The organism is Microvirga sp. CF3062 (assembly GCF_036314045.1).
Taxonomy (GTDB): Bacteria; Pseudomonadota; Alphaproteobacteria; order Rhizobiales; family Beijerinckiaceae; genus Microvirga.
Genome location: NZ_JAYGGN010000010.1, coordinates 34,664 through 60,829, shown reverse-complemented (window position 1 = coordinate 60,829; position 26,166 = coordinate 34,664). Strand labels below are relative to the sequence as shown.

23 protein-coding genes are annotated in these 26,166 nt (G+C 63.4%); 10 read left to right on the top strand and 13 right to left on the bottom strand.

Going from position 1 to position 26,166, the window contains the following annotated elements; translation table 11 throughout:
- Positions 1–2: 2 nt before the first annotated feature.
- The 4 genes from VB618_RS17085 to carA form a co-directional block, all read right to left on the bottom strand.
- Positions 3–692, bottom strand: coding sequence for a class I SAM-dependent methyltransferase (locus tag VB618_RS17085; RefSeq protein ID WP_329797934.1), 690 nt, complete (start codon positions 690–692; stop codon positions 3–5).
- Between the two features lie 45 nt (positions 693–737).
- Complete coding sequence (locus VB618_RS17080) at positions 738–1,286, bottom strand: cupin domain-containing protein (RefSeq protein ID WP_329797933.1); 549 nt, start codon at positions 1,284–1,286, stop codon at positions 738–740.
- A gap of 81 nt (positions 1,287–1,367) precedes the next feature.
- Entirely contained in the window at positions 1,368–1,742 is a 375-nt protein-coding gene (locus VB618_RS17075) for a hypothetical protein (protein ID WP_329797932.1), read from the bottom strand.
- Between the two features lie 120 nt (positions 1,743–1,862).
- Entirely contained in the window at positions 1,863–3,074 is a 1,212-nt protein-coding gene (gene carA / locus VB618_RS17070; protein WP_329797931.1) for a glutamine-hydrolyzing carbamoyl-phosphate synthase small subunit, read from the bottom strand.
- Positions 3,075–3,215: 141 nt separating this feature from the next.
- On the opposite strand from carA, the gene VB618_RS17065 reads away from it, so the two are divergent.
- Positions 3,216–3,674 (top strand): GatB/YqeY domain-containing protein, encoded by a 459-nt coding sequence (locus tag VB618_RS17065; RefSeq protein WP_329797930.1) that lies wholly within the window; start codon positions 3,216–3,218, stop codon positions 3,672–3,674.
- Between the two features lie 63 nt (positions 3,675–3,737).
- On the opposite strand, the gene VB618_RS17060 is transcribed toward VB618_RS17065, so the two are convergent.
- Positions 3,738–4,370 (bottom strand): cysteine hydrolase family protein, encoded by a 633-nt coding sequence (locus tag VB618_RS17060; protein ID WP_329797929.1) that lies wholly within the window; start codon positions 4,368–4,370, stop codon positions 3,738–3,740.
- A 116-nt stretch (positions 4,371–4,486) separates the two neighbouring features.
- Here VB618_RS17060 and VB618_RS17055 point away from each other — a divergent pair, with 116 nt between their 5' ends.
- Positions 4,487–4,921 (top strand): Lrp/AsnC family transcriptional regulator, encoded by a 435-nt coding sequence (locus VB618_RS17055; RefSeq protein WP_329797928.1) that lies wholly within the window; start codon positions 4,487–4,489, stop codon positions 4,919–4,921.
- Positions 4,922–4,989: 68 nt separating this feature from the next.
- On the opposite strand, the gene VB618_RS17050 is transcribed toward VB618_RS17055, so the two are convergent.
- Complete coding sequence (locus VB618_RS17050) at positions 4,990–5,754, bottom strand: invasion associated locus B family protein (protein ID WP_329797927.1); 765 nt, start codon at positions 5,752–5,754, stop codon at positions 4,990–4,992.
- Between the two features lie 112 nt (positions 5,755–5,866).
- Here VB618_RS17050 and VB618_RS17045 point away from each other — a divergent pair, with 112 nt between their 5' ends.
- Together VB618_RS17045 and VB618_RS17040 are read left to right on the top strand one after the other, a co-directional pair.
- The gene (locus VB618_RS17045) at positions 5,867–6,163 is read left to right on the top strand and encodes a hypothetical protein (RefSeq protein WP_329797926.1); all 297 of its coding nucleotides are present in this window, start codon (positions 5,867–5,869) and stop codon (positions 6,161–6,163) included.
- A gap of 281 nt (positions 6,164–6,444) precedes the next feature.
- Complete coding sequence (locus VB618_RS17040; protein WP_329797925.1) at positions 6,445–8,613, top strand: PAS domain-containing sensor histidine kinase; 2,169 nt, start codon at positions 6,445–6,447, stop codon at positions 8,611–8,613.
- Between the two features lie 256 nt (positions 8,614–8,869).
- On the opposite strand, the gene VB618_RS17035 is transcribed toward VB618_RS17040, so the two are convergent.
- The gene (locus VB618_RS17035; RefSeq protein ID WP_329797924.1) at positions 8,870–11,008 is read right to left on the bottom strand and encodes a M10 family metallopeptidase C-terminal domain-containing protein; all 2,139 of its coding nucleotides are present in this window, start codon (positions 11,006–11,008) and stop codon (positions 8,870–8,872) included.
- A 219-nt stretch (positions 11,009–11,227) separates the two neighbouring features.
- Here VB618_RS17035 and dnaG point away from each other — a divergent pair, with 219 nt between their 5' ends.
- The 3 genes from dnaG (at position 11,228) to VB618_RS17020 (ending at position 15,903) form a co-directional block, all read left to right on the top strand.
- Positions 11,228–13,120: a DNA primase gene (dnaG, locus tag VB618_RS17030; RefSeq protein WP_329797923.1), complete on the top strand. Its 1,893-nt coding sequence runs from the start codon at positions 11,228–11,230 to the stop codon at positions 13,118–13,120.
- A 195-nt stretch (positions 13,121–13,315) separates the two neighbouring features.
- On the top strand, positions 13,316–15,319 hold the full coding sequence (rpoD, locus tag VB618_RS17025; protein WP_329797922.1) for an RNA polymerase sigma factor RpoD: 2,004 nt from the start codon (positions 13,316–13,318) through the stop codon (positions 15,317–15,319).
- 92 nt (positions 15,320–15,411) lie between these two features.
- On the top strand, positions 15,412–15,903 hold the full coding sequence (locus tag VB618_RS17020) for a DUF1801 domain-containing protein (protein WP_442931838.1): 492 nt from the start codon (positions 15,412–15,414) through the stop codon (positions 15,901–15,903).
- Between the two features lie 56 nt (positions 15,904–15,959).
- Here VB618_RS17020 and VB618_RS17015 read toward each other — a convergent pair whose 3' ends face one another.
- The gene (locus tag VB618_RS17015; protein WP_329797919.1) at positions 15,960–17,048 is read right to left on the bottom strand and encodes a serine hydrolase domain-containing protein; all 1,089 of its coding nucleotides are present in this window, start codon (positions 17,046–17,048) and stop codon (positions 15,960–15,962) included.
- A 196-nt stretch (positions 17,049–17,244) separates the two neighbouring features.
- Here VB618_RS17015 and VB618_RS17010 point away from each other — a divergent pair, with 196 nt between their 5' ends.
- Positions 17,245–18,513 carry a dicarboxylate/amino acid:cation symporter gene (locus VB618_RS17010; protein ID WP_329797918.1) on the top strand — a complete coding sequence of 423 codons (1,269 nt, stop codon included), beginning with the start codon at positions 17,245–17,247 and terminating at the stop codon, positions 18,511–18,513.
- A gap of 70 nt (positions 18,514–18,583) precedes the next feature.
- On the opposite strand, the gene VB618_RS17005 is transcribed toward VB618_RS17010, so the two are convergent.
- A complete protein-coding gene (locus VB618_RS17005) occupies positions 18,584–19,789 on the bottom strand; it encodes a CAP domain-containing protein (RefSeq protein ID WP_329797917.1) in 1,206 nt (401 codons plus the stop codon).
- Positions 19,790–20,064: 275 nt separating this feature from the next.
- On the opposite strand from VB618_RS17005, the gene VB618_RS17000 reads away from it, so the two are divergent.
- Positions 20,065–21,288 carry an MFS transporter gene (locus VB618_RS17000; RefSeq protein ID WP_442931837.1) on the top strand — a complete coding sequence of 408 codons (1,224 nt, stop codon included), beginning with the start codon at positions 20,065–20,067 and terminating at the stop codon, positions 21,286–21,288.
- An 11-nt stretch (positions 21,289–21,299) separates the two neighbouring features.
- On the opposite strand, the gene VB618_RS16995 is transcribed toward VB618_RS17000, so the two are convergent.
- The 3 genes from VB618_RS16995 to VB618_RS16985 all read right to left on the bottom strand — a co-directional run bounded on the left by VB618_RS16995 (position 21,300) and on the right by VB618_RS16985 (position 23,834).
- Complete coding sequence (locus tag VB618_RS16995) at positions 21,300–22,064, bottom strand: isocitrate lyase/PEP mutase family protein (RefSeq protein WP_329797916.1); 765 nt, start codon at positions 22,062–22,064, stop codon at positions 21,300–21,302.
- An 8-nt stretch (positions 22,065–22,072) separates the two neighbouring features.
- Positions 22,073–23,128, bottom strand: a complete 1,056-nt coding sequence (locus VB618_RS16990; protein WP_329798076.1) for a bifunctional transcriptional activator/DNA repair enzyme AdaA — start codon at positions 23,126–23,128, stop codon at positions 22,073–22,075.
- 85 nt (positions 23,129–23,213) lie between these two features.
- Complete coding sequence (locus VB618_RS16985; RefSeq protein WP_329797915.1) at positions 23,214–23,834, bottom strand: TIGR02466 family protein; 621 nt, start codon at positions 23,832–23,834, stop codon at positions 23,214–23,216.
- Positions 23,835–24,005: 171 nt separating this feature from the next.
- Between VB618_RS16985 and VB618_RS16980 the strand changes: the two genes are divergently transcribed.
- Positions 24,006–25,181: an adenylate/guanylate cyclase domain-containing protein gene (locus VB618_RS16980; RefSeq protein ID WP_329797914.1), complete on the top strand. Its 1,176-nt coding sequence runs from the start codon at positions 24,006–24,008 to the stop codon at positions 25,179–25,181.
- On the opposite strand, the gene VB618_RS16975 is transcribed toward VB618_RS16980, so the two are convergent.
- Complete coding sequence (locus VB618_RS16975) at positions 25,169–26,155, bottom strand: glutathione S-transferase family protein (protein ID WP_329797913.1); 987 nt, start codon at positions 26,153–26,155, stop codon at positions 25,169–25,171. The two genes, VB618_RS16980 and VB618_RS16975, sit on opposite strands and share 13 nt — an antisense overlap.
- Positions 26,156–26,166: the final 11 nt, after the last annotated feature.

The following is a 26,166-nucleotide window of genomic DNA, read 5'->3' as shown; positions in this document are numbered from 1 at the left end:
GATCAGGCTGGCCGTCCCACGAAGGTCATCCGTGCTTGATTGTGTCCGAGATTGCGCGCGGCGCGCTCCGGCCTGAACCCAGCATCCTCCAGAAGATCGACGATCTCCTCCTCGCTGTACTGCGCCAGCCCCACCTCCTCGCGGATCTTGCGGTATTCGGAGAAGGCCGTGCGTGCGAGGCCGGCGAGCGCGGAGCGCAGGAAGCCGCCCTGCCAGGCGAAGGACAGCAGCGCCCTGGCATCGGTGATGGGGCTGATGTCGGGCGGGATGATGTCGCCGAGGATCAGCCTGCCATCCTCTTTCAGCTTGTCGCGGGCGAGCTTCAGAAGGGCCCGGAACTCATCGAGCGACAGGTACTGGACGAGGGAGTTCACCACCATGAGATCGAAGGAGGCGTCCGGCAGGTTTGCCACATCGTCGGTCGACAGCACCGCGATCCGCTGATTGCCCTTGAACCGTTCGTTCAGGCGTTCACGCACCAGCGGGGCTGCATCGCTCAAAGTGAGGCGAGAGCATTTTGCCGCGATCTTGTCGGCAAACAACGCCTCGCCGCAGCCATAGTCGAGCACCACCGCATCCGGGGAGGGGATGAGGCCGATGATGTCGTTCGCGATCAGCCGATAATGGAGGAGCTTGTGTCGCTCGCCCGTGTAGATCGGCGTGTCCTGATTCCAATAATCTCGCCAGTTCATGACGAGACCAGACCTACCCCATGCTCAAGGTTTCGTCACCCGGTTTCAGGTCCACAGCTTCATGAGCGGCCCGTCGGCGCCGTCCACGGGGTCGGCACCCGGCAACGGTACCTGGGCAATGCGCTGCTGCGAGGAGGCAAGGGCCTTGGGGTCGTCGCGGACCGTGTCGTAATCGGCTCCGTTCGGATAGGCGCCGACCACGGCGAAGTCGTCGCTCGCGTTGATCAGGGCATGGGCGACGCCGGCCGGAACGACGATGACGTCCCCCATGGTGACGGAGACGAGGTCGCCGTCCTCACCGCCGAAGCGGATCTGGCCCGAGCCCGACACGATGCCGAGCACCTCATGGGTGTTGGGGTGGTAATGGTGATAGTCGTGAATGCTGTCGAGCCACGCGTTCGTCCAGCCGTTCTTGGCGAAGGTCGCCTTGAAGGCCTTGGTCGGATCATCCTGAGAGGGTGGGATCGCCCCACGACGGACGATCAGCGGCAGCGACGAGTTCGGCACGATGCCGTTGCTGCGGAAGACGTAAGTCTCCGTCCCAAGCGGTGCGTTGTAGCCGTGCGGATCGCCGTATCCTTTCGCCTGCGCCATGAATCTCTCCCTTTTCAAGCGGGGAGGGAACGCCTGATGCAGGCGAAAGATCGAGCGGAGCCGTTTTAAACGTCGTGGTTCCTACATGCCGATCAGCATCGCCGCGACTGCGCGGTCGATGGACAGGTAGAACATGCCGAAGGCCACCAGAGCGGCGAACGCGAACTCGATGATCTGGTTCTTGAAGATGCGGAACTGCGCAAAGAGGTTCTGGCCGAAGATCGAGATCAGCCAGGCTGTGGTGAGCACCACCGGGAAGATGAAGAGATAGGACCACGTGCTCTCGACCGGACCCACATTGGCGGGGTCGATCAGCGGGCGGATGTTGCGCACCCACGGAGCATAGAAGGCGGCATAGAGCGAGGTCAGCCAGGAGAGCGACACGGCAATGCCGAGGTGGAACGTGAACAGGTTGTGCAGCCGGCTGAATTCGCCGGAATCGTCATCGAAATTCATTGAAAGCCCCCAAATCAAGAACCGGAATCATTTGTTTTTTATGGTTAATGATCGGTTACCGTGATTTGGGTGACTGGCGCAACCGACCCGTTTGTCGCGGCGCCAGCCTTCACAGCATCGTTAAGCTTTAGCCTTCTTCTCGTCCATCAGCTGCACGAAGCGGTCGAAGAGATAGTGGCTGTCCTGCGGGCCAGGGGATGCTTCCGGATGGTACTGCACCGAGAAGGCCGGGCGGTCGGTGAGGGAAATGCCGCAATTGGAGCCGTCGAACAGGGAGACGTGGGTCTCCACGGCGTTCGTCGGCAGGGTCTCCGGATCCACCGCGAAGCCGTGGTTCATGGAGGTGATCTCGACCTTGCCGGTCGTCCTGTCCTTCACCGGGTGGTTCGCCCCGTGGTGTCCCTGGTGCATCTTCTTGGTCTTGGCGCCCACGGCCAGGCTCAGCATCTGGTGGCCGAGGCAGATGCCGAAGGTCGGGATCTTCTCGTCCAACACCTTGCGGATCACCGGAACGGCATATTCGCCGGTGGCGGCCGGATCGCCGGGGCCGTTGGAGAGGAACACACCGTCGGGCTTGAGAGCCAGCACATCCTCGGCCGTGGCGGTGGCGGGCACCACCGTGACCTTGCAGCCGGACTGGGCCAGCAGGCGCAGGATGTTGCGCTTCACGCCGTAATCGATGGCGACCACGTGGTGCTTGAGCTGGCCGTCCTGATGGCCGTAGCCTTCGCCCCGGTTCCAGGTGGTCTCGTTCCAGTCGAAACGCTGCCCGCTGGTGACCAGCGGCACGAGATCCTGGCCATCCATGGACGGGAGGGCGGCGGCCTTGGCCTTCAGGGCCTCGATGTCGAACCGGCCTTCCGGATCATGGGCGATGACAGCATTAGGCATGCCCCTGTCGCGGATCAGGGCCGTCAGCGCCCGGGTGTCGATTCCGGTAAGGCCGACGATCTGGCGGGCCTTGAGCCAGGCGTCGAGGTTGCGGGAGGCGCGCCAGTTGGAGGGCTCAGTGATCGAGGCCGCCAGCACGACGCCGCGCACGCCCGAGGACGAGGCGGCATTGACGCTCTCGGTGTCTTCCTCGTTGGTGCCCACATTGCCGATATGCGGGAAGGTGAAGGTGATGATCTGGCCGGCGTAGGAGGGGTCCGTCAGGATCTCCTGATAGCCGGTCATGGCGGTGTTGAAGCAGACCTCGCCGGTCGCCTCGCCCACGGCGCCGATGCCGAAGCCCTCGAGAACCATGCCGTCCTGGAGCACGAGAACGGCTGTTGCGCGCGGCTCTGCCCAGCCACCCGAGAGGGACCCGGCGGTGTCTTTGTCTTGCAGCATCGTCATGATCTCTTTAAGTCCGGGCCAAGGGGCCATGCTTGAGCTGGCCACATCCGGGCCGCCCGTGAACTGTCCTTCGTGACTTAAGGGGCCGTTTGCCGTCAGTCAACGCTCAAGCGACCGAAAACCAAGGAGATATCCATGCTGCGCGAACGTTTCACCGCCGACATGAAGGAGGCCATGAAGGCTGGGGAAAAGGGGCGCTTGGGTGCCATTCGCCTCATTCAGGCTGCCCTCAAGGACAAGGACATCGAGGCCCGCGGCAACGGCAAGGAGCCGCTGTCCGACGAGGAGATCCTGGCTCTCCTGCAGAAGATGGTGAAGCAGCGCCAGGAATCGATCACCATGTACGAGCAGGGCGGCCGCACGGAGCTTGCCCAGCAGGAGAAGGACGAGGTCACGGTCATCACCGCCTACCTGCCGCAGCAGATGGACGAGGCCGAGACGAAGGCTGCCATCGAGGCCGCCATCGCCGAGACAGGCGCCGCCTCCATGAAGGACATGGGCAAGGTCGTGGGCGTCCTGCGCGGCAAGTATGCCGGCCGCATGGACTTCGCCAAGGCGAGCGGGCTGGTGAAGGACATGCTGCCGAAGGGCTGAGCCGCCCAAACGCTCCGGCGTTAGTCCCGGGCCCCTCCCGGGACTAACGCCGTCCGTCACGGTTCAAAGACGTCCTGACTGCAACAGTTGCCGCCATGACGGGGGAGGGCTTCCTAAGGCAGCAGCAACCGCCCTTGGGGCCGTCAGCGTTTCAACGATCTCCCGCGTCTTGACCACCTTGGCGAATTCGAACCGCAGGGTCGCCACATGGGCCTGATGGCTGATGTGGGCCGGGATGGTCCCGCCTGCACCGTCGGGCAAGTCGAAGCAGTCGCAGGCATCCTCCACGAGGATCATCTTGTAGCCGAGATTGGCTCCCGTGCGCACCGTCGTCGACACGCACATGTCTGTGGTGATGCCGAAGACCACGACCTTGCGGACGCCGAGGCGCTTCAGGCGCAGGTCGAGGTCGGTGCCGATGAAGGCGGAATTGACGCTTTTCGATACGACAGGCTCGCCGTCGTGAGGCTCGAAGCCCGGGCGGAAGGCATTGCCGGGCTGGCCCGGGGCCAGGGTTGAGCCCGACTCGATCGAGTCGTGCTTCACATGGATGATCGGCAGGCCTCGGGACCGCCAGGCGCCGAGGATGGCACGGCCGTTGCGGTCGACGGCGCCATTCCAGCGGTGCGGCCAGGAGGGGCCGTCGAAGGCCTGCTGCATGTCGACGGGCAGAAGAACGGTCTGGGCGAAATTCATGGCGCACCTCCTTATCCTCCATGTCTTCCTGCCTTGTGCTGCCGGTTTCACTAGACAAGATGACCGGTCGACCGGTTAAGTGTCGGTTGCAAGACGTATAGGGCGGTAATCGGGGCATGGTGCTGGACGAGAAAGACAAGATCCTGATTGCAGCCCTGCGGAAGAATGCGCGCGAGAGCATCGTCGGCCTTGCCCGCAGCGTGGGGCTGTCGCGCAGCGCTACCCAGGAGCGGATGCGTCGCCTGGAGCGGGACGGCGTCATCAAGGCCTATACGGTGGAGCTGGCCTCGGCCGAGGATCCCACCGTCAGGGCCATGATCGCCGTCACCCTCGAGCCGGGCTTCCGCTGCAAGCAGGTGGTGCCCCGCCTCGCCGGCATCCCGGAGGTCGTTGCATTCCATTCCCTGACCGGCTCCATCGACCTGATGGTCAGCGTGGCCTGCGATTCCAACGCCACCCTCAACCTGATCCGGGACATAGTCGCTTCCGCGCCCGGGATTGCCACCGCCACGACCCACATCGTTCTCGCGACGGAATGGGCACGAGAATAATCCATCCCTTGCCGTTAGCCCGGAGCGAATCTCGAGCTGTTGGCAGGGGATGAAATGCTCAACCCAGTTTAGTTCTTGACCTCGGCTTCTGCCGGGTTGGCCTCCGGAGCCTGACCGGGATTGCCCATCCGGCGGCTGCGCTGGTCCTCCGCCTGCTTCTGGAGCTCCTCCTGGATCTTCTTCTGCTGCTCGGCCAGAACCTGCGGATCTACCGGAGGTCCGTCGAAAGCCTTGCCGAAGCCGTCCGTCGGCACGGCAAAGGTTACCTCCTTGCCTCCCTGGTTCCGGGCACTCACGGTCAAGGCCGCGCCTTTCTTGAGGGCGGCAACGAGGTCGTCCTTCACGGCCGCTTCGGCGAAGCAGCCATGCGGGAGACACGCGGAGTAGCGGCCGGCCACGGGCTGGCTCTTCTCCGCCGCGATCAGGACGCCGGGCGGCACGAGCAGGCCGAGCGGCATCAGGATTCGCAAGGTCTTCGGCGCATTCTTGGCCTTCACGTCATAGAGGGCCACGGCAACGATGCGCTGCCCTTTGTCCGTCACGAAATCGCGTGTGGTGTAGCAGGTTTCGGCATTCGCGCGCTCATCCTTGCCGCAGACTTTTGTCCATTCCGGCTGGGATGGCGACCCCTTGAGTTGAACCACCACGGGAGCAGCACGCGGAGGCTGGGCCTGCTGATTTTTGGGGGCTGGCTGCTCCTTGGCGGGCTGCTGTTTCGCGGCAGGCGGCTTCGGCTTCGGGGCCTGCCCTGAGGTCTGTGCCAGACCCGGCAGGGGGATGAGCGCCAGCACGGCAGCCATCATCGCGATGGGAAGGCGGAATGTGTTGGGCATTTCGGGAGTTCTCCTCTCGTTGGAACGGGTTGTCATCGGCCGGCTCTCCCAGGAGCTAAGTGACACTCGGCTGGAACCCGCCTTGGGGATCGACCGTCTATCGGTGAGGTTGATGTCAGAATTTGGATGGCGGGCCGCCAAGACCTGCCTGCAGGAGAGCGTGCGGATGAACAAGGGATTTGGCGTGACCGTAACGGTGGCACAGCCGGACGGCCAGGAACCGAAGATCGCCCCTTTGGTGGTTATCGCCCGGGACGAGCGCGATGCCGAGCTGGTTGCCGCACAGGCAGCAGGGCCAAATGCCTCCGCTGAAACCCTGCGTGAACTCACGGACGAGGAGATCCTGGCTTATGATCTCGATCTCCAGGCGCATGGCAGCGCAAAGGTCCTGCCTATCCTCAACCTGTAACATACTGAAATCAGGGCGAAGCGCCGCAGCGACCGGCACCATCGTCTGATGTTCAAGACCCGGCATTGCTGCTAGGCAGGTTCGAGATCACCTTATCCTCTCCCCGATGTCCTTGCAGTCAATCATCACCGCCTCCCTGACCCATATGCTGACCCTGTCCATCGCCAGGGTGGGGCAAGGTCGGGATCACCGTGCAAGAGACATTAAGACCGTCAACCGCCTGATAGCACCGCAGAGCCTCTGGCACGAAGGCTGCCTCGATCAAGGGGATCATGCCACCGATGAGCGCGATGCACGGTAAGCCCGAAGCGCCAACGCGCGCTCCAGAAGACGCTCCGACAGACCGCCTGCAGTTCTTCTTTCAGCAGGCTCCGGGGATGATCGCCATTGTCAGCGGGCCGGATCACGTCTTCGAGTTTGCCAACACGGCCTATCTCGATCTCGTCGGCCGGCGCGAGGTCGTCGGCCAGCGGGTGCGCGATGTTCTGCCGGAACTGGACGAGCAGGGCACCGTAGCGCTCCTCGACAAGGTGTATGCGACTGGGGAGCCGTTCATCGGACGGCGGATGCCCGTTGCTTTTCAGCGACAGGCGAACGCTCCGGCGGAAACCCGGTACATGGACTTCGTCTATCAGCCGGTGGTGGAGGACCGAGGCCAGGTGACGGGCATCTTTGCCCAGGGCTTCGATGTCACTCAGCAGGTCGAGACCGAGGCGGCCTTCAACGAGAGCGAGGCCCGGTACCGGCTCTTTTCGGAGGAGACTCGGGAGGGCGTGGTCATCCACAACGGCGAGGTCATTCTCGACTGCAACCCGGCCTACGCCCGCATCTTCGGGTACAGTAGTGTCGCCGAGGTGATCGGGTTGCCCAGCACGGCATTCGTGACCCGCAAGAGTGCGGCGCTTCTTCAGGAGAAGGGGGCTCTGGGCAACGAAGAACCCTACGAGATCGAGGCTGTCCGCAAGGACGGCTCCGTGTTTCCGGCCGAGTTCGTGGGCCGGCCCAGCACATGGCAGGGTCAGAATGTGCGGATCGGCCTGGCCCGCGATCTCTCCGAGCGCAAGCGGCGCGAGGCCGCCTTACGTGAGAGCGAGGCTCACTTCGCGGCGATCTTCGACCAATCCGCTGCAGGCTTCTCGGAGGCCGATCTGACGGGACGCCTTCTCCGGGTGAATGACCGCTTCTGTGAGATCACCGGCTATCCCCGCGAGGAACTCGTGAACGGTCGGCGGATGCAGGACATCACCCATCCCGACGACCTGCCAGAAAACCTCGCTCTCTTTCAGAAGGCCATCGAAAGCGGCGAGCCGTTTGAAATCGAGAAGCGCTACATTCGACCGGACGGTTCGGAGGTTTGGGTCAGCAATACCGTGACCCTGATCCACGACGCGGCTGGACAAGCCCACACGATGGCGTCGGTGAGCATCGACCTCACGGCCCGCCGTGAGGCTGAAGCGGCCCTGCGCCAGAGCGAGTCCCGTCTTCGGCTTGCGCTCGACGCCGGCCGTATGGCCGTGTGGGAAAGCGACAGCCGCACCAACTCCGTGAGGACTTCTCCCGAACTCAACCGTCTTCTGGGCTTCTCCGAGGATGCGTCTCCGAGCATCGAGGAGATCAGGGCTCGCTATGCGCCGGGGGCTCAGGACCAGCTCCGGACAGCAGCGGCCGCTGCGCTCGGACGGGGTGAGCGCTATGCCGAGGAAGAGCTCGAGATCATCTGGCCAGACGGCTCCCGTCACTGGCTGCTTCTCAGGGCAGACTTGGAGGTCACGCGCGGGGCGGACGATGCCGCTTCCATCAAGGCAACAGGCGTTGCCTTCGAGATCACCGAGCGCAAGCTGTGGGAAGAGCGGCAGCACCTGCTGATCAACGAGCTGAACCACCGGGTGAAGAACACGCTCGCCACCGTGCAATCCCTGGCGGCTCAGAGCTTCCGCGATGTGGGTGCCTCCAGCGGGCCGAACTTCACGGCCTTCCAGGAGCGCCTGTTCGCCCTGGCCCGCGCCCATGACATTCTCACCCGTGACAACTGGGAAGGCGCCGAGCTTCGCGACATCGTCGGCGAAGTGATCGAACCCTATTGCCGAGAATCCAGTGGGCGTTGCGATATCGATGGACCTCGTGTGCGGTTGACCCCGAGCATGGCGCTGGCTCTGTCCATGGCCGTTCATGAGCTTGCGACCAATGCGGCGAAGTATGGTGCTTTGTCGGTTTCGACAGGGCAGGTTTCGATCTCCTGGTCGGTCCTGCCCGGCAACCCGAGACAGCTGACCCTATGCTGGCAGGAGCAGGGAGGCCCACCCGTCGCGTTCCCTAAGCGCAAGGGGTTCGGCACGAGGCTGATCGAACGAAGCCTGGCGCAGGAACTCGCCGGCGAGGTGAGCCTCGCCTACGTTCCCACGGGTGTTGTCTGCACGGTCAAGGCTCCATTGCCGGAGGGCATGGCTTAGGCCTTGTCCGGCTTTCACCTGCTCAGGAGCGTGGTTTGGGGATCGGGGTCGAATGCCGCGGCTTTGGAGCCTCCACGAGCCGAAACCGCACGGGAGCGGATGTCCAACCGGAGGGCAGCCTCAGAGGGACATCGCACGCGGTGAAGAGACTTTGTCCTTCCGCATTCCTGACTTCAAAGACAAAGCCGGGCCGCTCGAGCTGCTGGCATTCCTTCCACCGATCGAAGTCAACCCACTCGCTCAAAACTCTCTCCCGTCAAAGATAGAAATCCGCCGACTTCAGGGACAAGACCTTCGAGAGACGGATCTGAAAATCAGCCACTGCATCGCCGTTGACGTCGCCGGACAGCAGGCTGTCGCGGAATTTCAGCTGACCGGCCTTAGCCGTGAAGGCATCGCCGCCGATGAACGAGAATGCCTGGTTGCCCGAATTCTTCGTGCTGGCATCGATGCTGCGCAGATCGATCCTGTCCGTGCCGGATACAAAGTCCTGGATCGTATCGCGCCCGCCCGATGTGGATTCGCCCCGCGTCTTGAACACGAAGAGATCAGCTCCCGTTCCGCCAGACAAGACATCGGCTCCGGCACCACCATACAGGGTGTCGCGACCGCTGCGGCCGTACAGCCTATCGGCGCCGCCACCGCCCTCGAGATTGTCGTTGCCGTCATACCCGTCGAGCCGGTCGGAGCCGCCACGGCCATAGAGAGAATCCGCCCCGGAGCCGCCGCCGAGAGCGTTCGCGGCATTGTTGCCTTTCAACACATCCGCATAGGCGCTGCCGGTCAGGTTCTCGATGCTGGCATATCTATCTCCGGAGGCATCGCGCGTGTTCCGTGACGCGGCCATGAGGTCCGCCGTGACGCCGGTCCCGGATGTCGCATAGCTGGCGGTGTCCGTACCGGTGCCGCCATCGAGGATATCGCCGCCCGATCCGCCGGTCAGGATGTCATTTCCTCCCTGGCCGTCGATGGTATCGTTTCCCGTCCCGCCATTGATCCTGTCGGCAGCACCGGTGCCAGTGAGCACGAGATCCTGCTTGGCCGGGAGATCCACCGTGACCGGCGGTCGGTCCAATACGAGCGGCTCGTCCGTTACAGGTGGCTCCTCCGCGACGATTTCCACGATGGGAGGTTCAGTCATCACCGTCTGCGAGGGGGCGGTCAGTTCGGCAAGCGAGTAGGCTCTGTCGCTGAACTGGAGCATCTCGATGTTTCGGATGATGTCCGTGCCATTGGATGCGCCTGTGCGCAGGTCTGATACCTGCAGCGATCCATCGGCCAGCAGGGTGACGACGGAATCGGAGCGACGACCGCCGAGGATCGCCGTATCGCTCCCGGTTCCGCCATCGATCAGGTCGTTGCCTTCGGCGCCGGTGAGCCTGTCGTTCCCGGCATTACCCTTGAGCGTGTTCGCGGCCTGATTGCCGACGATCACGTCTGCGCCCGTTCCACCGAAAGCATTCTCGATGAGGGAGCGCGTGTCGCCCTGATGGAGGAGGGCGTTGGCGATGTTGCCGGCGGCCAATCGCGACCCGTCATAGCGCAGTTTCGCCAACTGGCCCGTGGCCGTGGTGGTCCAGTTCCCGGGCCGCAGATCGACCTTCAGGTTGGTGCCGTAATTCGAGAAGTCGTAGGTGTCGCTCCCGCCGCCGTCCCAGATCGTCAGTAGGATCCTGTTGCCGCCGGGAGCTCCCTGGCCGATGCCGTCGACGAACATTTCGCCGGTCGTCGTGCTCCAGCGATAGACCGTGCCGGTGCTGTTGGTGGTGTAGTCGGCGCCGTAGAGATGCTGCAGGGCCGCGATGTCGAGCATCATCAGCGACTGGGCATAGCCCCAGGCCTCGTTCGCATAGCCGCCGGTCGTCGAAGCGTCGATATACGAGCGGTAGCTCATGACCGTGTACTCCATGGAGTCGCGGTCGCCCGGCAGGCCGGCCTCGTGGGGATGCTCCAACCCGAGGGCATGGCCGATCTCGTGAATGAAGGTCACGAAGGCATAGTTGCCCTTCACGGGCTTGCTGTAGGCGCCGCTCGACTTGTTGAACCAGGCGTCGCCTCCCTCGGCATCCGTGGTCGGAAAGTAGGCCCAGGCGGTGCTGGGCAGGTTGGACAGGCCGAACCGCAGGTCGGCATGGGCGGTCGCCGTCTCGGTGATTTCGGTGAAGGTGAGATTCGCCACGGAGGCGACCATCGACAGGGCTGTGCGGGCAGTCGTCTGCTGGAGCGAGGTGAGGGTGCCGAAGGTGGCGGTCTCTCCCTCGCCGTAGGAGGTGCCGTAGAGGGAGGAGCCCGTCGGGAAGCTGTAGGTGAAATCGTTGATGGCCCATTTCAGGTTTCCAAGAAGGCCGTCGGTGTAAATGTCGCCAGACGAATTGATTGTTGTAACAGCGGGCATTGCCCCAAGCTCCAAAAGAACTTTGTTATTGCTCTTGCAATGCCTTCAGGCTGGCACAGGGCTGTTAAATTTTCTGCATCAATTCGCTCGTCGACTTAAGGTCATACAGAGAGAAGGCCATGCCTGTGGATTATGGGCAAAAGAAAAGCTTGGCCGTTCGCTTTCTTACTCCACCGTCACCGCCCTAGGTTATGTAAGAGGTTTGGAGACCGACGCCTCGTGCGATACCCACCCCAAATTCTTGAAGAGATCCGCGCCCGGCTGCCGGTTTCGGCTGTGGTCGGCAAGCGCGTGCGTCTCAAGAAGGCCGGGCGGGAGTGGAAGGGGCTGTCGCCCTTCAACGCGGAGAAGACGCCGAGCTTCTACGTGAATGACCAGAAGCAGTTCTATCACTGCTTCTCCTCCGGCAAGCACGGGGACATCTTCACCTTTCTCATGGAGACCGAGGGGCTCTCCTTCCCCGAATCCGTCGAGCGGCTGGCAGGCGAAGCGGGGGTGCCCCTGCCAAAGCTGTCCCAGGAGGACCGGCAGGAGGAGGTCAAGCGCAAGAGCCTCTATGACGTCATGGAGCTGGCGGCCGCGTTCTTCGAGGCTTCGCTTCAGGACCGGGTCGGGACCAAGGCGCGGGATTATCTTGCCGGCCGAACTTTAAGCCGGGACACGCAGGCGCGCTTCCGCATCGGCTACGCCCAACCCGAACGGTTTGCCCTGCGGGACCATCTTGCCGGCAAGGGCGTGCCCATCGACATGATGGTGGAGGCGGGTCTCCTGATCGCGGGCGAGGAGGTGAAAGTCCCCTATGACCGCTTCCGCGACCGGGTGATGTTCCCGATCTGCGACCTGCGCGGCCGGGTGATCGCTTTCGGCGGGCGCGCCATGAGCGCCGACGTGCCGGCCAAATACCTGAACTCCCCCGACACGCCGCTCTTCAACAAGGGACGGCTCCTCTACAACTACCATCTCGCCCGCCAGCCGGCCCATGACCGGGGCACTGTGATCGCCGTGGAAGGCTATGTGGACGTGATCTCGCTCAACGTCGCGGGCTTTCCTCATGCGGTGGCGCCGCTGGGCACGGCGCTCACGGAGGACCAGCTCACGCTGCTCTGGCGCCTGGCAGAAGAACCGATCCTCTGCTTCGACGGCGACAAGGCCGGCCAGCGGGCGGCCTACCGGGCTCTCGACGTGGCCCTGCCGAACCTGATGCCGGGGAGATCCCTGCGCTTTGCCATGTTGCCTGAGGGGCAGGACCCGGACGACCTCGCCCGCGCCAGCGGGCCTGCAGCCGTGGAGCGGGTGCTTAGCTCGGCCAAGCCCCTGGTGGACGTGCTCTGGACCCGGGAGCTTGAGGCCGGACCCCTCGATACCCCTGAGCGGCGGGCGGCCCTTGAGCGGCGCCTGCGCGAATCACTTGCGCTGATTCGCGACGAAACCCTGAAGAAATACTACCGGGAGGAGGTGCAGAGCCGTCTGGCGGCCTTGAGTCCCGACACCCGACTGAGCCGTTTCAACCGCCAAGGTGGCGGCCCCCGGCGGGATTTCCAGAAGCCTCAACCGATGACGCCAAGCTCCCCCTTAAGCGTCTCGCCGATGCTCGCCCGCTCTGCGCTCTTTGCCGGGGGGACGGCCGAAAGTCCGCGGGAAGCGATGATCCTCTGCACCTTCCTGGCCCACCCTGAGCTCCTTCAAAATCACGCAGAAACCCTTGCAGACCTTGAACTTGAGCGCCGCTCCACCCAGATGTTGCGTAATCTCCTGCTCGATGGAGCGGCAAGCGGCGAAACTGCCGACCTCACGGTCATGAGGGCCCGCCTCGAGAGGGCTGGTCTGACGGCCGAGGCCGACAGGCTGACGGCTCTGGTCCGTCCTGGCGACCGGTGGATGCTGGATCCTCACGCGGACCCCTTGCGTCTTGGGGACGCATTGAGGCAAGCCATCACCTTGCATCGCCGCGCACGCACGTTACATAGCGAGCTTCGAGCGGCCGAGCGCGCACTCGCCGAGGATGACAATGAGGCCAATCTCGCCTGGCTGCGGGAGGTCCAGAACCAGCTGTCTTCCGTCGAGGGTGCTGAGGCTGACATGGACGATGCAGCGATCCCCGGGGGTCACTGACGGTTCTGATTTCAGAATGCGGCGGGCAGGGCGGCTGCCGCAGGTTGAGCAGGGGATGGTTAACGGTTAGTCAAGCGACTCACTGTTTATACTTGGCAATGAATTTCGGGTGGCGGAGCTCTCAAGGCTTGCCGCCCTTTCGCGCAGCGCAGGTCCTGTAGGGGGGACAGGCGGGGCGCTGGAGTTGAGCAAAGCATGGCAACGAAGGCAACCGAACGGGACGAAGGCGAGACGGCAGCTCCGGAGCAAACGAGCGACGGGCCTCTGCTCGACCTGAGCGATGCCGCCGTTAAACGGATGATCAAGCTCGCGAAGAAGCGCGGGTATGTGACCTATGACGAGCTGAATGAGGTCCTGCCTCCGGAGGAGTTCAACTCGGAGCAGATCGAGGACGTGCTCGGACAGCTCTCCGAGATGGGCATCAACGTCGTCGAATCGGAAGAAGCGGAAGAGGGCGAAAAGCCTGAGGCCGCTGAAGAGGAAGAGACTGAGGGCGGCGACCTCGTCGAGGCCTCCCAGACCCGCACCGTTGCGGTGCGCGAGACCACGGCTAAGGAGCCGACCGACCGCACGGACGACCCGGTGCGCATGTACCTGCGCGAGATGGGCTCGGTGGAGCTTCTCTCCCGCGAGGGCGAGATCGCGATCGCCAAGCGCATCGAGGCCGGCCGCGAGGCCATGATCGCAGGCCTCTGCGAGAGCCCGCTGACCTTCCAGGCCATCATCATCTGGCGCGACGAGCTCGTCGAAGGCCGGGTGCTCCTGCGCGACATCATCGATCTCGAGGCCACCTATGCGGGCCCCGACGGCAAGGGCGCCCCCAAGGTGGACGCTCTGGGCGAGGGTGGTGAGGCGGAGGAAGAGACGCCCGAGACCGAGGAGGGCATGACCCCGCCCGAGGGCGATCTCGACGACGACGACATGGAGAACAACGTGTCGCTCTCGGCCATGGAGGCCGAGCTGAAGCCGCGCGTGCTCGAGACCTTCGACTCCATCGCCGACAACTACAAGAAGCTGCGCCGCCTGCAGGTCGAGCATGTGGAACAGCGCATGCAGAACAAGCAGCTGACCCCGGCCCAGGAGCGCAAGTACAAGGAGCTCAAGGCGGATATCGTCGCGTCGGTGAAGTCGCTGTCGCTGAACAACAACCGCATCGAGGCCCTGGTCGAGCAGCTCTACGACATCAACAAGCGCCTCATCTCCCATGAGGGCCGCCTGATGCGCTTGGCCGAGAGCCATGGTGTCGCCCGCGAGGAGTTCCTCAAGCACTACCAGGGCTGGGAACTCGACCCGAAATGGGTGCTGCGCGTCTCCAAGCTCGGCGGCAGGGGCTGGAAGGACTTTGTCGCCAAGGCGAAGGACGGCATCCACGACCTGCGCGAGAACATCCACAATCTGGCGAGCGAGACCGGCCTGGAGATCCAGGAGTTCCGCCGCATCGTCATGATGGTGCAGAAGGGCGAGCGCGAGGCCCGTCAGGCCAAGAAGGAAATGATCGAGGCGAACCTGCGCCTCGTGATCTCGATTGCCAAGAAGTACACGAACCGCGGCCTGCAGTTCCTGGACCTGATCCAGGAGGGCAACATCGGGCTCATGAAGGCGGTCGACAAGTTCGAGTACCGCCGCGGCTACAAGTTCTCGACCTATGCCACCTGGTGGATCCGGCAGGCGATCACCCGCTCGATCGCCGACCAGGCCCGCACGATCCGCATTCCGGTGCACATGATCGAGACGATCAACAAGATCGTCCGCACTTCGCGCCAGATGCTGCACGAGATCGGCCGCGAGCCGACCCCGGAGGAACTGGCCGAAAAGCTTGCCATGCCGCTGGAGAAGGTGCGGAAAGTTCTCAAGATCGCCAAGGAGCCGATCTCCCTCGAGACGCCCATCGGCGACGAGGAGGATTCGCACCTCGGCGACTTCATCGAGGACAAGAACGCGATCCTGCCCATCGACGCGGCGATCCAGTCGAACCTGCGCGAGACCACGACCCGTGTGCTGGCCTCGCTCACGCCGCGTGAAGAACGGGTGCTGCGCATGCGCTTCGGCATCGGCATGAACACCGACCACACCCTCGAGGAGGTCGGCCAGCAGTTCTCGGTGACCCGCGAGCGCATCCGTCAGATCGAGGCGAAGGCCCTGCGCAAGCTGAAGCACCCCTCGCGGAGCCGGAAGCTACGGAGCTTCCTGGACAATTAAGACAATTCGGTTCTGACTGGTGTTTCGAAGGCGGGCTTTAAGAGCCCGCCTTTTTCATAATATGAAGCACGTCGCTAAGGGGCTGTGAGCCGATGACCGATCCTGCGCTCAAAAAACCGTCCAGGGCATCGATGAAGGTTACAAAGACGGTTGAGACGGAGCCAGTCTCTGCAACGACCGAGCAGCCAGTTCTTCTCTCGGGCGGCAACCCGCAGATCGCGAAAGGCTATGGCGATGCTCCCGTGCAGGCCTACATCGCCGCCATGCCGGGCTGGAAGAGCGATGTCGGTCGCCGCCTCGATGCGCTCATCACGCGCACCGTCCCCGGCGTGTACAAGGCTGTCAAATGGAACTCGCCATTCTACGGGCTGGAAGTCGAGGGATGGTTCCTCGGCCTCCATTGTTTCGCGAAATACATCAAGGTCGCTTTCTTCCGCGGCACGTCGCTGAATCCTGTTCCTCCTGGCGAGTCCAAGCAGAAGGAAGTTCGCTACTTCCACATCCACGAGAACGATGGGGTCGATGAGGCTCAGTTCACCGCTTGGGTGAAGCAAGCCAGCCAATTGCCTGGCGAGAAATTGTGAGTGGAGCAGGCCAAGCATTCCGGAGAGATCAGCACTTAGAGCGGCTTCTTGAGGGGCTACAGATTCTTCGATCCCAAACTGCCGGTCTTATCCTCCGGCTTTGGAAGAAAGGCTGAAACCACGCCATCCGCCACAAGCGCGTGAAGCTGTCCGATGTAGTTGTCCTCGCGTGACGGCTCCGTCGGGTCGGAGGTCATGGTGACCGTCAATCCGAGGCTCGGGATCACGTAGAGCATCTGGCCACCAAAGCCCCAGGCGTAATGGGCCGTGTACCCGCGCATGTCGCGCATGAACCAGCCGTATCCATAACGGTCGCCTGTAAAGACCGAGGCGGTGCGTGGCGTCCAGGACTCCCTGATCCAGGTCTCCGACACCACGCGCTTGCCGTCGATGGTGCCGCCCTGGCGGTACATTTCGCCGAAGCGATGGAGTGCGCGGGGCGAGAGCGCCATTTCGTTGCCGCCGAGATAGATGCCCTGCGGATCGCGGGTCCAGGGCGCAATGGTGATCTCAAGTGGCTCACCAAGCCACTCGCGGGCAAGCTCCAGCGTGCTGCGCTTCGAGGCGCGGGTGAGCGCTGCGGAGAGCAGATGCGTGCTGCCGGTGGAATAGAGCATGCGCCCGCCGGGCTCATCCACGAACGGCCGCGAGAGAGCGTCGCGTACCCAGTTGCCGCTGCTGATCCAGGCGCCGTAGTTGCGGCCCGATGTGCGTTCCAGCCCAGCCTGCATGGAGAGCAGATGCCCGATGGTGATCTGCCTCACGCGCGGATCGGCATCGGACGGGATGCTCTGGCCGAGGATCGACGCCACCGGCTGCTCCACGCCCTGCAGCACCCCGCGCTCCATGGCGATGCCGACGAGCGCCGACATGATGGTCTTGGAGGCCGACTTGATGTTCGTCGGCCGGTCCAGCCTCGCACCGCCGAGCGCCTGCTCCGTCAGGACGGTGCCGTTGTGGGTGACGATGAGCGAGCGGAGGTTGGGCAGGTCTTTGGCGCGCTCGACGGTCTCCTCGATCAACCGAATGTCGGGGGCGACTTGTGGAGGGGAGGCCGGTTGGGCCCAGGCACCGACGCTGCCGGCGACCAGGAGCAGGAGCGTCAATCCAGCTTTTCGGAAGCCGAGATGAAGACAAGAGGGCATGGTCACTTCGGATATCCTGTTGCCGTCGGACAAGACCCGAGATGGGACCGCGTTCCTCGACCACAAGCTGCCACACACCATTGTGAGCCGCGCCTATCCATGCACCTGGACAGCCTCTGCCCTGCGCCCGCGACATTTGTGCTCCGCCCTGCCGCATATTATTTGCACATGCATTCGTAAATATAAGGCAATTCACATGCTGCAGTCGTGGTTTACCCGGCCGCTCTGGCAGCGGGTCGCGGTGGGCTTTGCCCTCGGCATCATTGCGGGCGTCCTCGCCGGCGAGCAGGCGGCCGTCTGGTTCAAGCCCTTGGGCGACATCTACCTGAATCTCGTGCGGATGATCGTCATCCCGCTCGTGTTCTTCACCATCACGTCCAGCGTGGCAAAGCTCGCGGAAGCCGGCAACGTGGCGCGGCTGGGCTTGCGGACCCTGTTCTGGTTCGTGGCCACCTCGGCGATTGCCGTGCTGGTGGGCATCGCGTTCGGCCACCTGATCGATCCAGGCATGGGCCTGTCGAACCTGCCGCTCGGCGAGGTGAAGCCGCGTACGATTCCGAGCCCGCTCGAGGTGCTGATCGGCATCGTTCCGACGAACCCGATCAAGGCCATGGCCGACACCAACGTACTGCAGGTGCTGTTCTTCTCCGGCATCGTCGGTGCAGCCCTCGTATCGCTTGGCGAGAAGACCGCCGGCATCCGCAGCCTCGTCGATCAGGGTGCAACGCTGGTGTTTCGCATCACCCGCTGGGTGCTGCAGCTCACACCCATCGGCACCTTCGGATTGGTCGCCTGGGTGGTGGGGCGCTACGGCCTGTCGTCGCTGCTGCCGCTCGGCAAGTTCATCGCCGCCATGTATCTCGCCTGCCTGTTCCACATCATCGTGGTCTATGGCGGCCTGCTGAAGCTGCACGGCCTGAAGGTGGGCCGCTTCTTCCGCGGCGCAGCGCCTGCAATGCAGATGGCCTTCGCGACCTCGTCGAGCCTTGCCACCCTGCCGATGTCCCTGCGTGTTGCGGTCGAAAAGCTTGGTGTGCCGCAGAGCTATGCAAGCTTCGCGGTGCCGCTCGGCGCCAACGTGAAGATGGACGGTTGCGGGGCGATCTATCCGGCCATCGCGTCGATCTTCATCGCGCAGTATTTCGGGCTCGATCTCACGGTCACGCAGTATGTGCTCATCGGCCTCACGGCAGTTCTCGGTTCGCTCGGCACGGCCGGCGTGCCCGGCACATCCATCGTGATGCTGACGCTCACCTTGAGCACCGCCGGTCTGCCGCTGGAAGGTATCGGCTACATCATCGCCATCGACCGCGTAGTCGATATGATGCGCACGATGACCAACGTCACCGGTCAGGTTCTCGTGCTCGTGGCGAAGGAGGAGGGCATTCTCGATCAGGCCGCCTATGACGGCGCCATCGAGACGCGCGCTCCTGCAAGAGAGACGGTTCTCGTCGCAGCCGAGTAAGGATCGCGACAGCCGACCAGCAAAAAGGCGGGCCCAAAGCCCGCCTTTTTCTTTGTCGAGGCTGGTGAACTCAGAACAGGAAGTCCGACGCGCCGATCAGCGAAACCTTCACGTTGAGCAGCGCAATCGACTGGCCGTCGGCCTTGATGATCACATCGTCCGCCCTGCCGTCGCTGTCGCCGTTGCCTTTCGCAATGCTGAGTTCGCGGAAGCTCAGGCCGTTGCCGCGCAGGTCGATGCGGTCGACACCGTTCCTGAAGTCAGTGATCTTGTCGGCGCCCCACTTGCCCGTGAAGCGGAAGGTGTCCGCATCGGAGCCGCCGGAGAGAATGTCGTTGCCGCTGCTCCCGTTGAGCCTATCCTTGCCGCTCTCGCCATAGAGCCGGTCATTGCCGCTGTCGCCCGCAAGAGCATCGCTGCCTGTGCCGCCATAGAGCTTGTCGTTGCCGGATTTTCCGTAGAGCTTGTCGTTGCCGCCCAAGCCCTTGATGGTGTTGGCCGCCGAGGTGCCGGAGAGCGTATTGGCCGCCGCCGTGCCGTTGATCGCGCTGCTGGTGGTTGTGCCGCCTGTCGGATCGATGAGGTCGAGCTTCACGTTCGTGCTGCCGATGGTCACCTGCTTGGTGACTGCGGCGTAGCCGCCCCCTGAGAACGTGACCGCATAGGTGCCGGCCGCCAGGGCCAGGTTGTAGCCGCCTGCGCTTCCCGTCGTGGTCGTGTACTTGGCCCCGGTCCCGCTGACGGCCGTTACGGTGAGGCCGCCAAGCCCCTCGCCGATATCGTAGAACCGGTCGCCATCCTTGTCGTCCATGGTGACGCCGGTCAGGAAGGTTTTGGTTCCTGAGCGGGCGAAGTTCTGCGTCACGAAAGCGGCGTCCCAGGTCAGATAGCCGCCGTTCTGAAACCCGATGCCGGCTTCCTGGAAGTTGCCGTTGAGGATGTTGGCCTTGTGGCCAGGACTGTTCATGAGGTTGGTGTGCAGGAGTTCCACCTCGTCCTGCAGCCCGGCAGGCCCCCGGAGGCTCGCCCAAGCGATGTTCTCGCCCGAGGCATAGGATCCCGTGAAGCTGTAGCCCGCGTTGATCATCCGCTGATGCGGGGACGATCCGCCCAATCCCGTGTGGTTGAAGATATCGGCCGAGATCATCCAGTTGCTGTGCGCGTCCGCCGATTCGTTGAGATCCCCGTTGAAGGCGAGCGGCTGTGCGCCGGTTTTCGCACGCTCCCGGTTCACCAGTTCGAGCATCAACTGCTCGTAGGACGTGGCCTGAGACATGAAGTACCCCTTGTTACTATTCGATTGTCCCAGTTGCCGGGCTTATTGCTTGGTGTCATTTACCTAGAGCTTAAATGGGAAAAAGTTGTGGCACATGTGTTATTTTGTTGCATCGTCTCCAATGCCCTGTCGGGACAGAGATCTTGCCCCGCCTGCGCCGTAGCCCTGGATTGCAGGATCGGAAGGGGATCGACGTCCGGTTCTAGGCTATAGGAGAATCGGAAACGCCGCAGAACGCCTAAGCTTCAGGCTTGGTCCGATCATAAAAGAACGCCATGGACACCAAATCACCCCTCATGCCCGCTGCCCCCCTCCAGATTTCGGCGGAGAGGGTCGCGGTACCCGTCCTGGCCGCCATCAGCGTGTCCCACATGCTGAACGACCTGATCCAGTCGCTGCTTCCGGCGATCTACCCGATCCTGAAGGACAATTACCGTCTCGACTTCGGCCAGATCGGCCTGCTGACACTCACCTTCCAGATGAGCGCATCGCTGCTGCAGCCGCTGGTCGGCATGTTCACGGATCGCAGGCCGCAGCCCTTCTCGCTCGTGGTCGGCATGGGCTTCACCCTCGTCGGCCTGCTGACGCTCTCGCAAGCCCATTCCTATCCGCTGCTGCTTCTGGGTGCCGCGCTGATCGGCATGGGCTCGTCGGTCTTCCATCCCGAATCCTCACGGGTTGCCCGCATGACGTCGGGCGGACGGCATGGGCTGGCGCAGTCGGTGTTCCAGGTCGGCGGCAATGCCGGCACGGCCCTGGGGCCGCTGCTCGCCGCCTTCATCGTCGTGCCTTTCGGGCAGGGCAGCATCGCGTGGTTCTCCGCGGTGGCGCTGCTGGCGATGCTGATCCTGTTCGCGGTTGGGCGCTGGTATCGGGACAAGCTGGTGGAGCTGAGGGCGAAGCCGAAAGCAGCGCAGAAGAGGTCGCACGTGTCGCGCAGGCGCATCGCCCTATCGATCACGATTCTGGTGCTGCTGGTGTTCTCAAAGAACTTCTACATGGCGGGGCTCACCAGCTACTACACCTTCTACCTGATCGCGAAGTTCCAAGTGTCGGTGCAGGATGCGCAGGTCTACCTGTTCATCTTCCTGGGCGCCGTCGCGGCGGGCACGCTTCTCGGCGGCCCGGTCGGCGACAGGATCGGGCGGCGCTACGTGATCTGGATCTCGATCCTCGGCGTGCTGCCGTTCACGCTCCTGCTGCCCTATGCCAGCCTGTTCTGGACGGCCGTGCTGAGCGTCATCATCGGTGTTGTGCTCGCCTCCGCCTTCTCGGCCATCCTCGTCTATGCGACCGAGCTCGTGCCCGGCCGCGTCGGCATGATCGCCGGCCTCTTCTTCGGCTTATCCTTCGGCATGGGCGGCTTAGGCGCCGCAGCCCTGGGGTATCTCGCCGACCTGACGAGCATCGAGACCGTCTACAAGGTGTGCTCGTTCCTGCCGGCCATTGGCCTGCTCGCTTACTTTCTGCCGAAGATCGAGACAGCGCGCTTGAGGTGAGGGCAGCCCTGTCATAGCAGGGCTTCTCTCGCGGCGTTCTCAAGCGCCTTCATCATCATCCGGTACGGTCCCGGCCCGTGGCTGATGCGGGCGACGCCGAGTTCTGCAAGGCGCGCAGCCGGCGGCATGGCTGCGTTGAACATTACGTTCACCGGCAGAGGTGAGCTCTCCACAACACGCGCGATCAATGCCTCGTTGACGAGACCCGGCACGAAGAAGCCATCCGCGCCGGCATCGGCATAGGCCCGTCCGCGTTCGAGGGCTTCCGCACCGAGGCCTTCATGCGCATCTGCCGGTGCGATGAGAAATACATCCGTGCGTGCATTGATGAACGCCGGGATGCCCAGCCGATCGGCTGCGTGGCGTGCTCCCTTGAGACGCGCGGCCTGCTCTGAGACTTCGCGCAAGGGTTTAGTCTCGCGCGAGCTGTCCTCGAGATTGCAGCCGATGGCGCCGGCCTGCAATGCACGGGCGACGGTCGCGCCGACTTCATCAGGGTTCGCGCCGTAGCCGCTCTCCAGGTCGATAGTCACCGGAAGATCGGTGGCAGCTGTGATGCGTTCCAGATTGGCGAGGGCGAGATCGAGGGGCATGTGCTCGCCGTCTTCGAAGCCGTACGCCGCCGCAACGGACCAGCTGCCGGTCGCGAGCGCCTTCGCACCGCTTGCCGCAACGGCTTTGGCGCTGCCCGCATCCCAAACGTTGAACAGAATGATAGGACTTCCCGGAACGTGGAGTGCCTTGAACGCTTGGGCCTTCGTGACTTGATCGGACATCTGTAACCTCAGGTCTGCGATTGTGATGTTGCCATGCGCTGCTCGTGATTCAGCAGCCATTGCTTGCGCCAGACCTTACCGCCATAGCCGGTCATTGATCCGTTGGCGCCGATCACGCGATGACAGGGGACGATGATCGCCACCTGATTGGCACCGTTCGCCCTTGCCACCGCCCGCACCGCGTTGGGACGGTCCATCGCGCCGGCAAGCGCACTATAGCTGCGCCTCTGTCCTGTCGGGATCTGCCTTAAGGCATTCCAGACGGCCGCCTCAAAAGGCGTTCCCTTTTGAACGACGGGCACGTTGAAATCTGCCCGCTGTCCCGAGAAATATTGCTCGACTTCACCGGCAAGCCTGTCGAGCGTCGGATGATGTCCGAAGCGGATCGGTCCGACACGCTCGCGCAGCCGCTTGATCTCATTCGGGAGCGCCTTGCGCTCGGCGAATTCGAGCAGGTGGACGCCGGCATCGTCCACCACGGCCAGCATCGCCCCGATGGGCGTGTCGAGCCATTGCGCCGTGAGGATCTGGTGCGCCGCCATGCGGATCGGCGCATCGCCGATGAGCCTGCTGACGGCCTCGCGAAAGCCGCTGCCGGATTCATAGCCGGCATCGAGCTGGGCATCCATCACCGAGCCTCCCTGCTGCAAGGTGCCGACGGCAAGACCCAGCCGCTGCGACCGGGCATATTGCGCGAAGGTGACGCCGTATTCGCGCTGGAAGGCGCGGCGCACGGTCGAGGGATCGTAGCCCAGCGCCTTCAGGTCGCCCGCGCTCCACCGCCTGTCGGGCTCCGCCGTGATCCGCTCTCTTAAGCTGTGAAGAACCTCGCTCACAGGCGGCTTGATGTCGAGAGGCCTGCAGCGCAGGCAGGCGCGAAAGCCCGCATCCTGGGCAGTGTCCCGGCAGGCGAAGAACACGACGTTGGTGCGCTTCGGCTTGCGGGCCGGGCAGGTCAGGCGGCAGAAGATGCCGGTCGTCTTCACGCCCACATAGGCGAACCCCTCATAAGAGGGATCGCGGGCGATCAGGGCGGCAAAGAGAGTGTCGTCGTCACGGAGCATGGGCATGACGATGTTTTAGCGCAGAGACCGGGAACGTGTCGCCGGAAACGAGGCGTCTATTTTTCTTTTGCCGCGCCTGATGCCTCTATTGCCAGGAATAGTTGAAGCTGATGCTGATACGCTCGGCTTCCGCCTCGTTGAGGGGCACCTCATGCCGCAGCCAGCTTTCCCACAGCAGCACCGTGCCTGGGACCGGTTTCATATAGGCGAACTGCCGGTTCTCCGGCTTCGCCTTGGCCTTGCGCGGCGGGGCCGCCATCATGAAGCCGAGGCGCGGGTCCTCGAGCTTGAGGGCGCTCGCGCCCTCCGGGATCGTTACGTAATAGGTGCCGCTGATCACCGAATGCGGGTGGATGTGCGAGGTGTGGATGCCGCCGGGAGGCAGGATGTTGATCCAGAGGCTGTCCATGACGAGCTTGCGGCCCTGGAGGTCGTATTCCAGCTCCTTGGCGAAGGCCGCCACGTGCTTGTCGATCTCCTTCAGGAGGTCGCCGAACACCGGAACCCGCCAAGGCAGGTCGTTGAGAGACGCATAGGACGTATAGCCCGGATAGCCGTTCTTGGCGCACCAGCGCTGGCCGGCCTCGTCGTCCTCGGCGATGGACAGGGAGGCTGCCTCAAGCTCGGCATTGCGCTGTTCGGCTTTGGTGCCGGTCAACTCGGCACGGTAGACTTTGGTGACGAAAAGCGTATCGATGCTTGCCATGGCTCGGCTCTGTATGGGGCTTGGCCCCTTGTCAAAATGTTTGCCCGATTGAGGCGCATAGCAGCTTTCCCGGGCGAATGCCTCCCCCGACTTGAAGGTTTAATGGGGACACCACACCTTGGCCTTATGATGCTTCCTCCCGCCATAGCCGTCCCGGACGACCTCCTGACCATGGCCCGCAGCTTGGACGCCGAAAGCCTGTCGCGCGTCGTTGCCTTGCGGGACTGGATCGTCACCATCGGGGCCCGGATGGAGGATTCGAACGAGGTCCTGACGGGCTTCCTTAACCGGCTGATCGATCTGGGGCTGCCCATCGATCGGGCCGTCTCGGCCATCGAGGCGCTGCATACGGAATATGCCGGCATCGGCCGATTCTGGACCCGGGAGGAGGGCACGGTCGTGCGCTACCTGCCGCATGGCGACCGTCGCGAGACCATCTATCAGGCCAGTCCCTTTGCCTACGTGAACCGCACTGGCGAGTGGCTCATCATCAATCTCGACGAGACCCGCGACGATCTCTTCCCGGTCGTTCCGGAGTTGAAGGAGGCCGGCTACCGGCAATACGTCACGGTCCCGATCCTGTTCACCAACGGCGCCGAGAACGCGATCTCGTTCGCGACCCGGACGCAGGGCGGGTTTGGCCAGCGGGAGTTGACGATCCTGCGCCTAGTAATGCCCTCTTTCGCACTCGTCACCGAACTGCGCGCAACCAGCAACCGCCTCGACCAGGTGCTGCGCATCTATGTGGGCGACGACCCGCACAAGGCCATTCTCTCCGGTGCCATTCAGCGTGGGCAGGTGACGCGCATCCGCTCGGCCATTCTGTTTGCCGACATGCGCGACTACACGCATATCTCATCGACCCTGAGCCCCGAGAGTGCAGTCGAGCTGCTGAACACCTATTTCGACTGCATCGTGCCGCCTATTGAGGATGAAGGCGGTGAAGTGCTGAAATATCTGGGTGACGGCGTGCTCGCCATCGTGCGCGACAAGGGCGATGACACAGGCGGCGCGGCGCAAGCGGCCCTAACGGCAGCCACCCATGCGCTTCGCCGCATCGAGGTGGCGAACAGCGAGGGGCGTTTCCCGGTGCCGATCAGCGTGGGCTTCGCCCTGCATCACGGCGATGCAGCCTATGGCAATGTGGGGTCCGGCCAGCGCCTCGATTTCACGGTGATCGGACGCGACGTGAATCTCGCAAGCCGCATTGCCGAACTGAACAAGCGGCTGGGTGAGCCGCTCCTCATGTCGAAGCCTTTCGTGGAGCACCTGTGGGGCAACCCTTCGCCGCTCGGAGCTCACGCGGTGGAAGGCTTCGCAGAAGCGATCGAGGTCTATCGGCCCTGAAGCCGCTCACGACTGTGAGGCGCATCGAGTTCCAGGATGGGCCCGACCGGCACGATGCCTGTCGGATTGATGGTTTTGTGGCTCTCGTAATAGTGCCCCTTGATATGCGCCATGTTCACCGTCTCGGCGATCCCATCCGTCTGGTAGAGATCGCGTAGGTAGCCCGACAGATGCGGGTAGTCCGCAATCCGGCGCAGGTTGCATTTGAAATGGCCGACATAGACCGGGTCGAAACGCACCAGCGTGGTGAACAGCCGGATGTCCGCTTCGGTCGGCCTGTCGCCGCAGAGATAGCGGCGTGAGGACAGGCGCTCGTCGAGCGTGTCGAGGGCCTCGAAGAGCGGGCGCACGGCTTCCTCGTAGGCCTGCTGCGCGGTCGCGAAGCCCGCCTTGTAGACGCCGTTGTTGATATGATCGTAGATGCGCGCGTTCAGGCCGTCGATCTCAGGCCGGAGATCCTCAGGATAGTAGTCGCCGTGTTTGGCTCCGATGCCGTCGAAGGCCGCGTTCATCATGCGGATGATCTCGGCGGATTCATTGCTGACGATAGTGCCCCTCGTCTTGTCCCAGAGCACCGGCACCGTCACGCGCCCTGAATAGTCGGGCTTGGCGGCCGTGTAGACCTGATGCAGGTAGCGGGCGCCATGGATGGGGGCCGGGATGACACCGGGACCATCCTCGAAGGTCCAGCCGTGTTCCAGCATGCGCCAATGCACGACGGAGACGCCGATCATCGCCTCTAGCCCCTTCAGCCTGCGCATGATCAGGGTGCGGTGGGCCCAGGGGCAGGCGAGCGACACGTAGAGGTGATAGCGACCAGCCTCGGCTTTGAACCCGCCCTCGCCGGTCAGGCCCGGGGATCCGTCTGCGGTGACCCAGTTGCGGAACACCGCATTCGTCCGCACGAAGCGGCCGCCCGTGCTCTTGGTGTCGTACCACCGGTCCTGCCAGACCCCGTCGACAAGCAGCCCCATTTCTTCCTCCA

Bases quoted from the DNA above. Each gene is read 5' to 3' on its own strand.
- VB618_RS17005 (WP_329797917.1), bottom strand. From the start codon at position 19,789: ATGTCTCAGGCCACGTCCTACGAGCAGTTGATGCTCGAACTGGTGAAC.
- VB618_RS16985 (WP_329797915.1), bottom strand. From the start codon at position 23,834: ATGGCAAGCATCGATACGCTTTTCGTCACCAAAGTCTACCGTGCCGAG.
- VB618_RS17075 (WP_329797932.1), bottom strand. From the start codon at position 1,742: ATGAATTTCGATGACGATTCCGGCGAATTCAGCCGGCTGCACAACCTG.
- VB618_RS17080 (WP_329797933.1), bottom strand. From the start codon at position 1,286: ATGGCGCAGGCGAAAGGATACGGCGATCCGCACGGCTACAACGCACCG.
- carA (WP_329797931.1), bottom strand. From the start codon at position 3,074: ATGCTGCAAGACAAAGACACCGCCGGGTCCCTCTCGGGTGGCTGGGCA.
- VB618_RS17015 (WP_329797919.1), bottom strand. From the start codon at position 17,048: ATGCCCTCTTGTCTTCATCTCGGCTTCCGAAAAGCTGGATTGACGCTC.
- VB618_RS17050 (WP_329797927.1), bottom strand. From the start codon at position 5,754: ATGCCCAACACATTCCGCCTTCCCATCGCGATGATGGCTGCCGTGCTG.
- VB618_RS17085 (WP_329797934.1), bottom strand. From the start codon at position 692: ATGAACTGGCGAGATTATTGGAATCAGGACACGCCGATCTACACGGGC.
- VB618_RS17040 (WP_329797925.1), top strand. From the start codon at position 6,445: ATGAGCGCGATGCACGGTAAGCCCGAAGCGCCAACGCGCGCTCCAGAA.
- VB618_RS17020 (WP_442931838.1), top strand. From the start codon at position 15,412: ATGACCGATCCTGCGCTCAAAAAACCGTCCAGGGCATCGATGAAGGTT.
- VB618_RS17045 (WP_329797926.1), top strand. From the start codon at position 5,867: ATGTCAGAATTTGGATGGCGGGCCGCCAAGACCTGCCTGCAGGAGAGC.
- VB618_RS16980 (WP_329797914.1), top strand. From the start codon at position 24,006: ATGGCCCGCAGCTTGGACGCCGAAAGCCTGTCGCGCGTCGTTGCCTTG.
- VB618_RS16995 (WP_329797916.1), bottom strand. From the start codon at position 22,064: ATGTCCGATCAAGTCACGAAGGCCCAAGCGTTCAAGGCACTCCACGTT.
- VB618_RS17060 (WP_329797929.1), bottom strand. From the start codon at position 4,370: ATGAATTTCGCCCAGACCGTTCTTCTGCCCGTCGACATGCAGCAGGCC.
- VB618_RS17000 (WP_442931837.1), top strand. From the start codon at position 20,065: ATGGACACCAAATCACCCCTCATGCCCGCTGCCCCCCTCCAGATTTCG.
- rpoD (WP_329797922.1), top strand. From the start codon at position 13,316: ATGGCAACGAAGGCAACCGAACGGGACGAAGGCGAGACGGCAGCTCCG.
- VB618_RS17010 (WP_329797918.1), top strand. From the start codon at position 17,245: ATGCTGCAGTCGTGGTTTACCCGGCCGCTCTGGCAGCGGGTCGCGGTG.
- VB618_RS16975 (WP_329797913.1), bottom strand. From the start codon at position 26,155: ATGGGGCTGCTTGTCGACGGGGTCTGGCAGGACCGGTGGTACGACACC.
- VB618_RS16990 (WP_329798076.1), bottom strand. From the start codon at position 23,128: ATGCTCCGTGACGACGACACTCTCTTTGCCGCCCTGATCGCCCGCGAT.
- VB618_RS17035 (WP_329797924.1), bottom strand. From the start codon at position 11,008: ATGCCCGCTGTTACAACAATCAATTCGTCTGGCGACATTTACACCGAC.
- VB618_RS17065 (WP_329797930.1), top strand. From the start codon at position 3,216: ATGCTGCGCGAACGTTTCACCGCCGACATGAAGGAGGCCATGAAGGCT.
- VB618_RS17055 (WP_329797928.1), top strand. From the start codon at position 4,487: ATGGTGCTGGACGAGAAAGACAAGATCCTGATTGCAGCCCTGCGGAAG.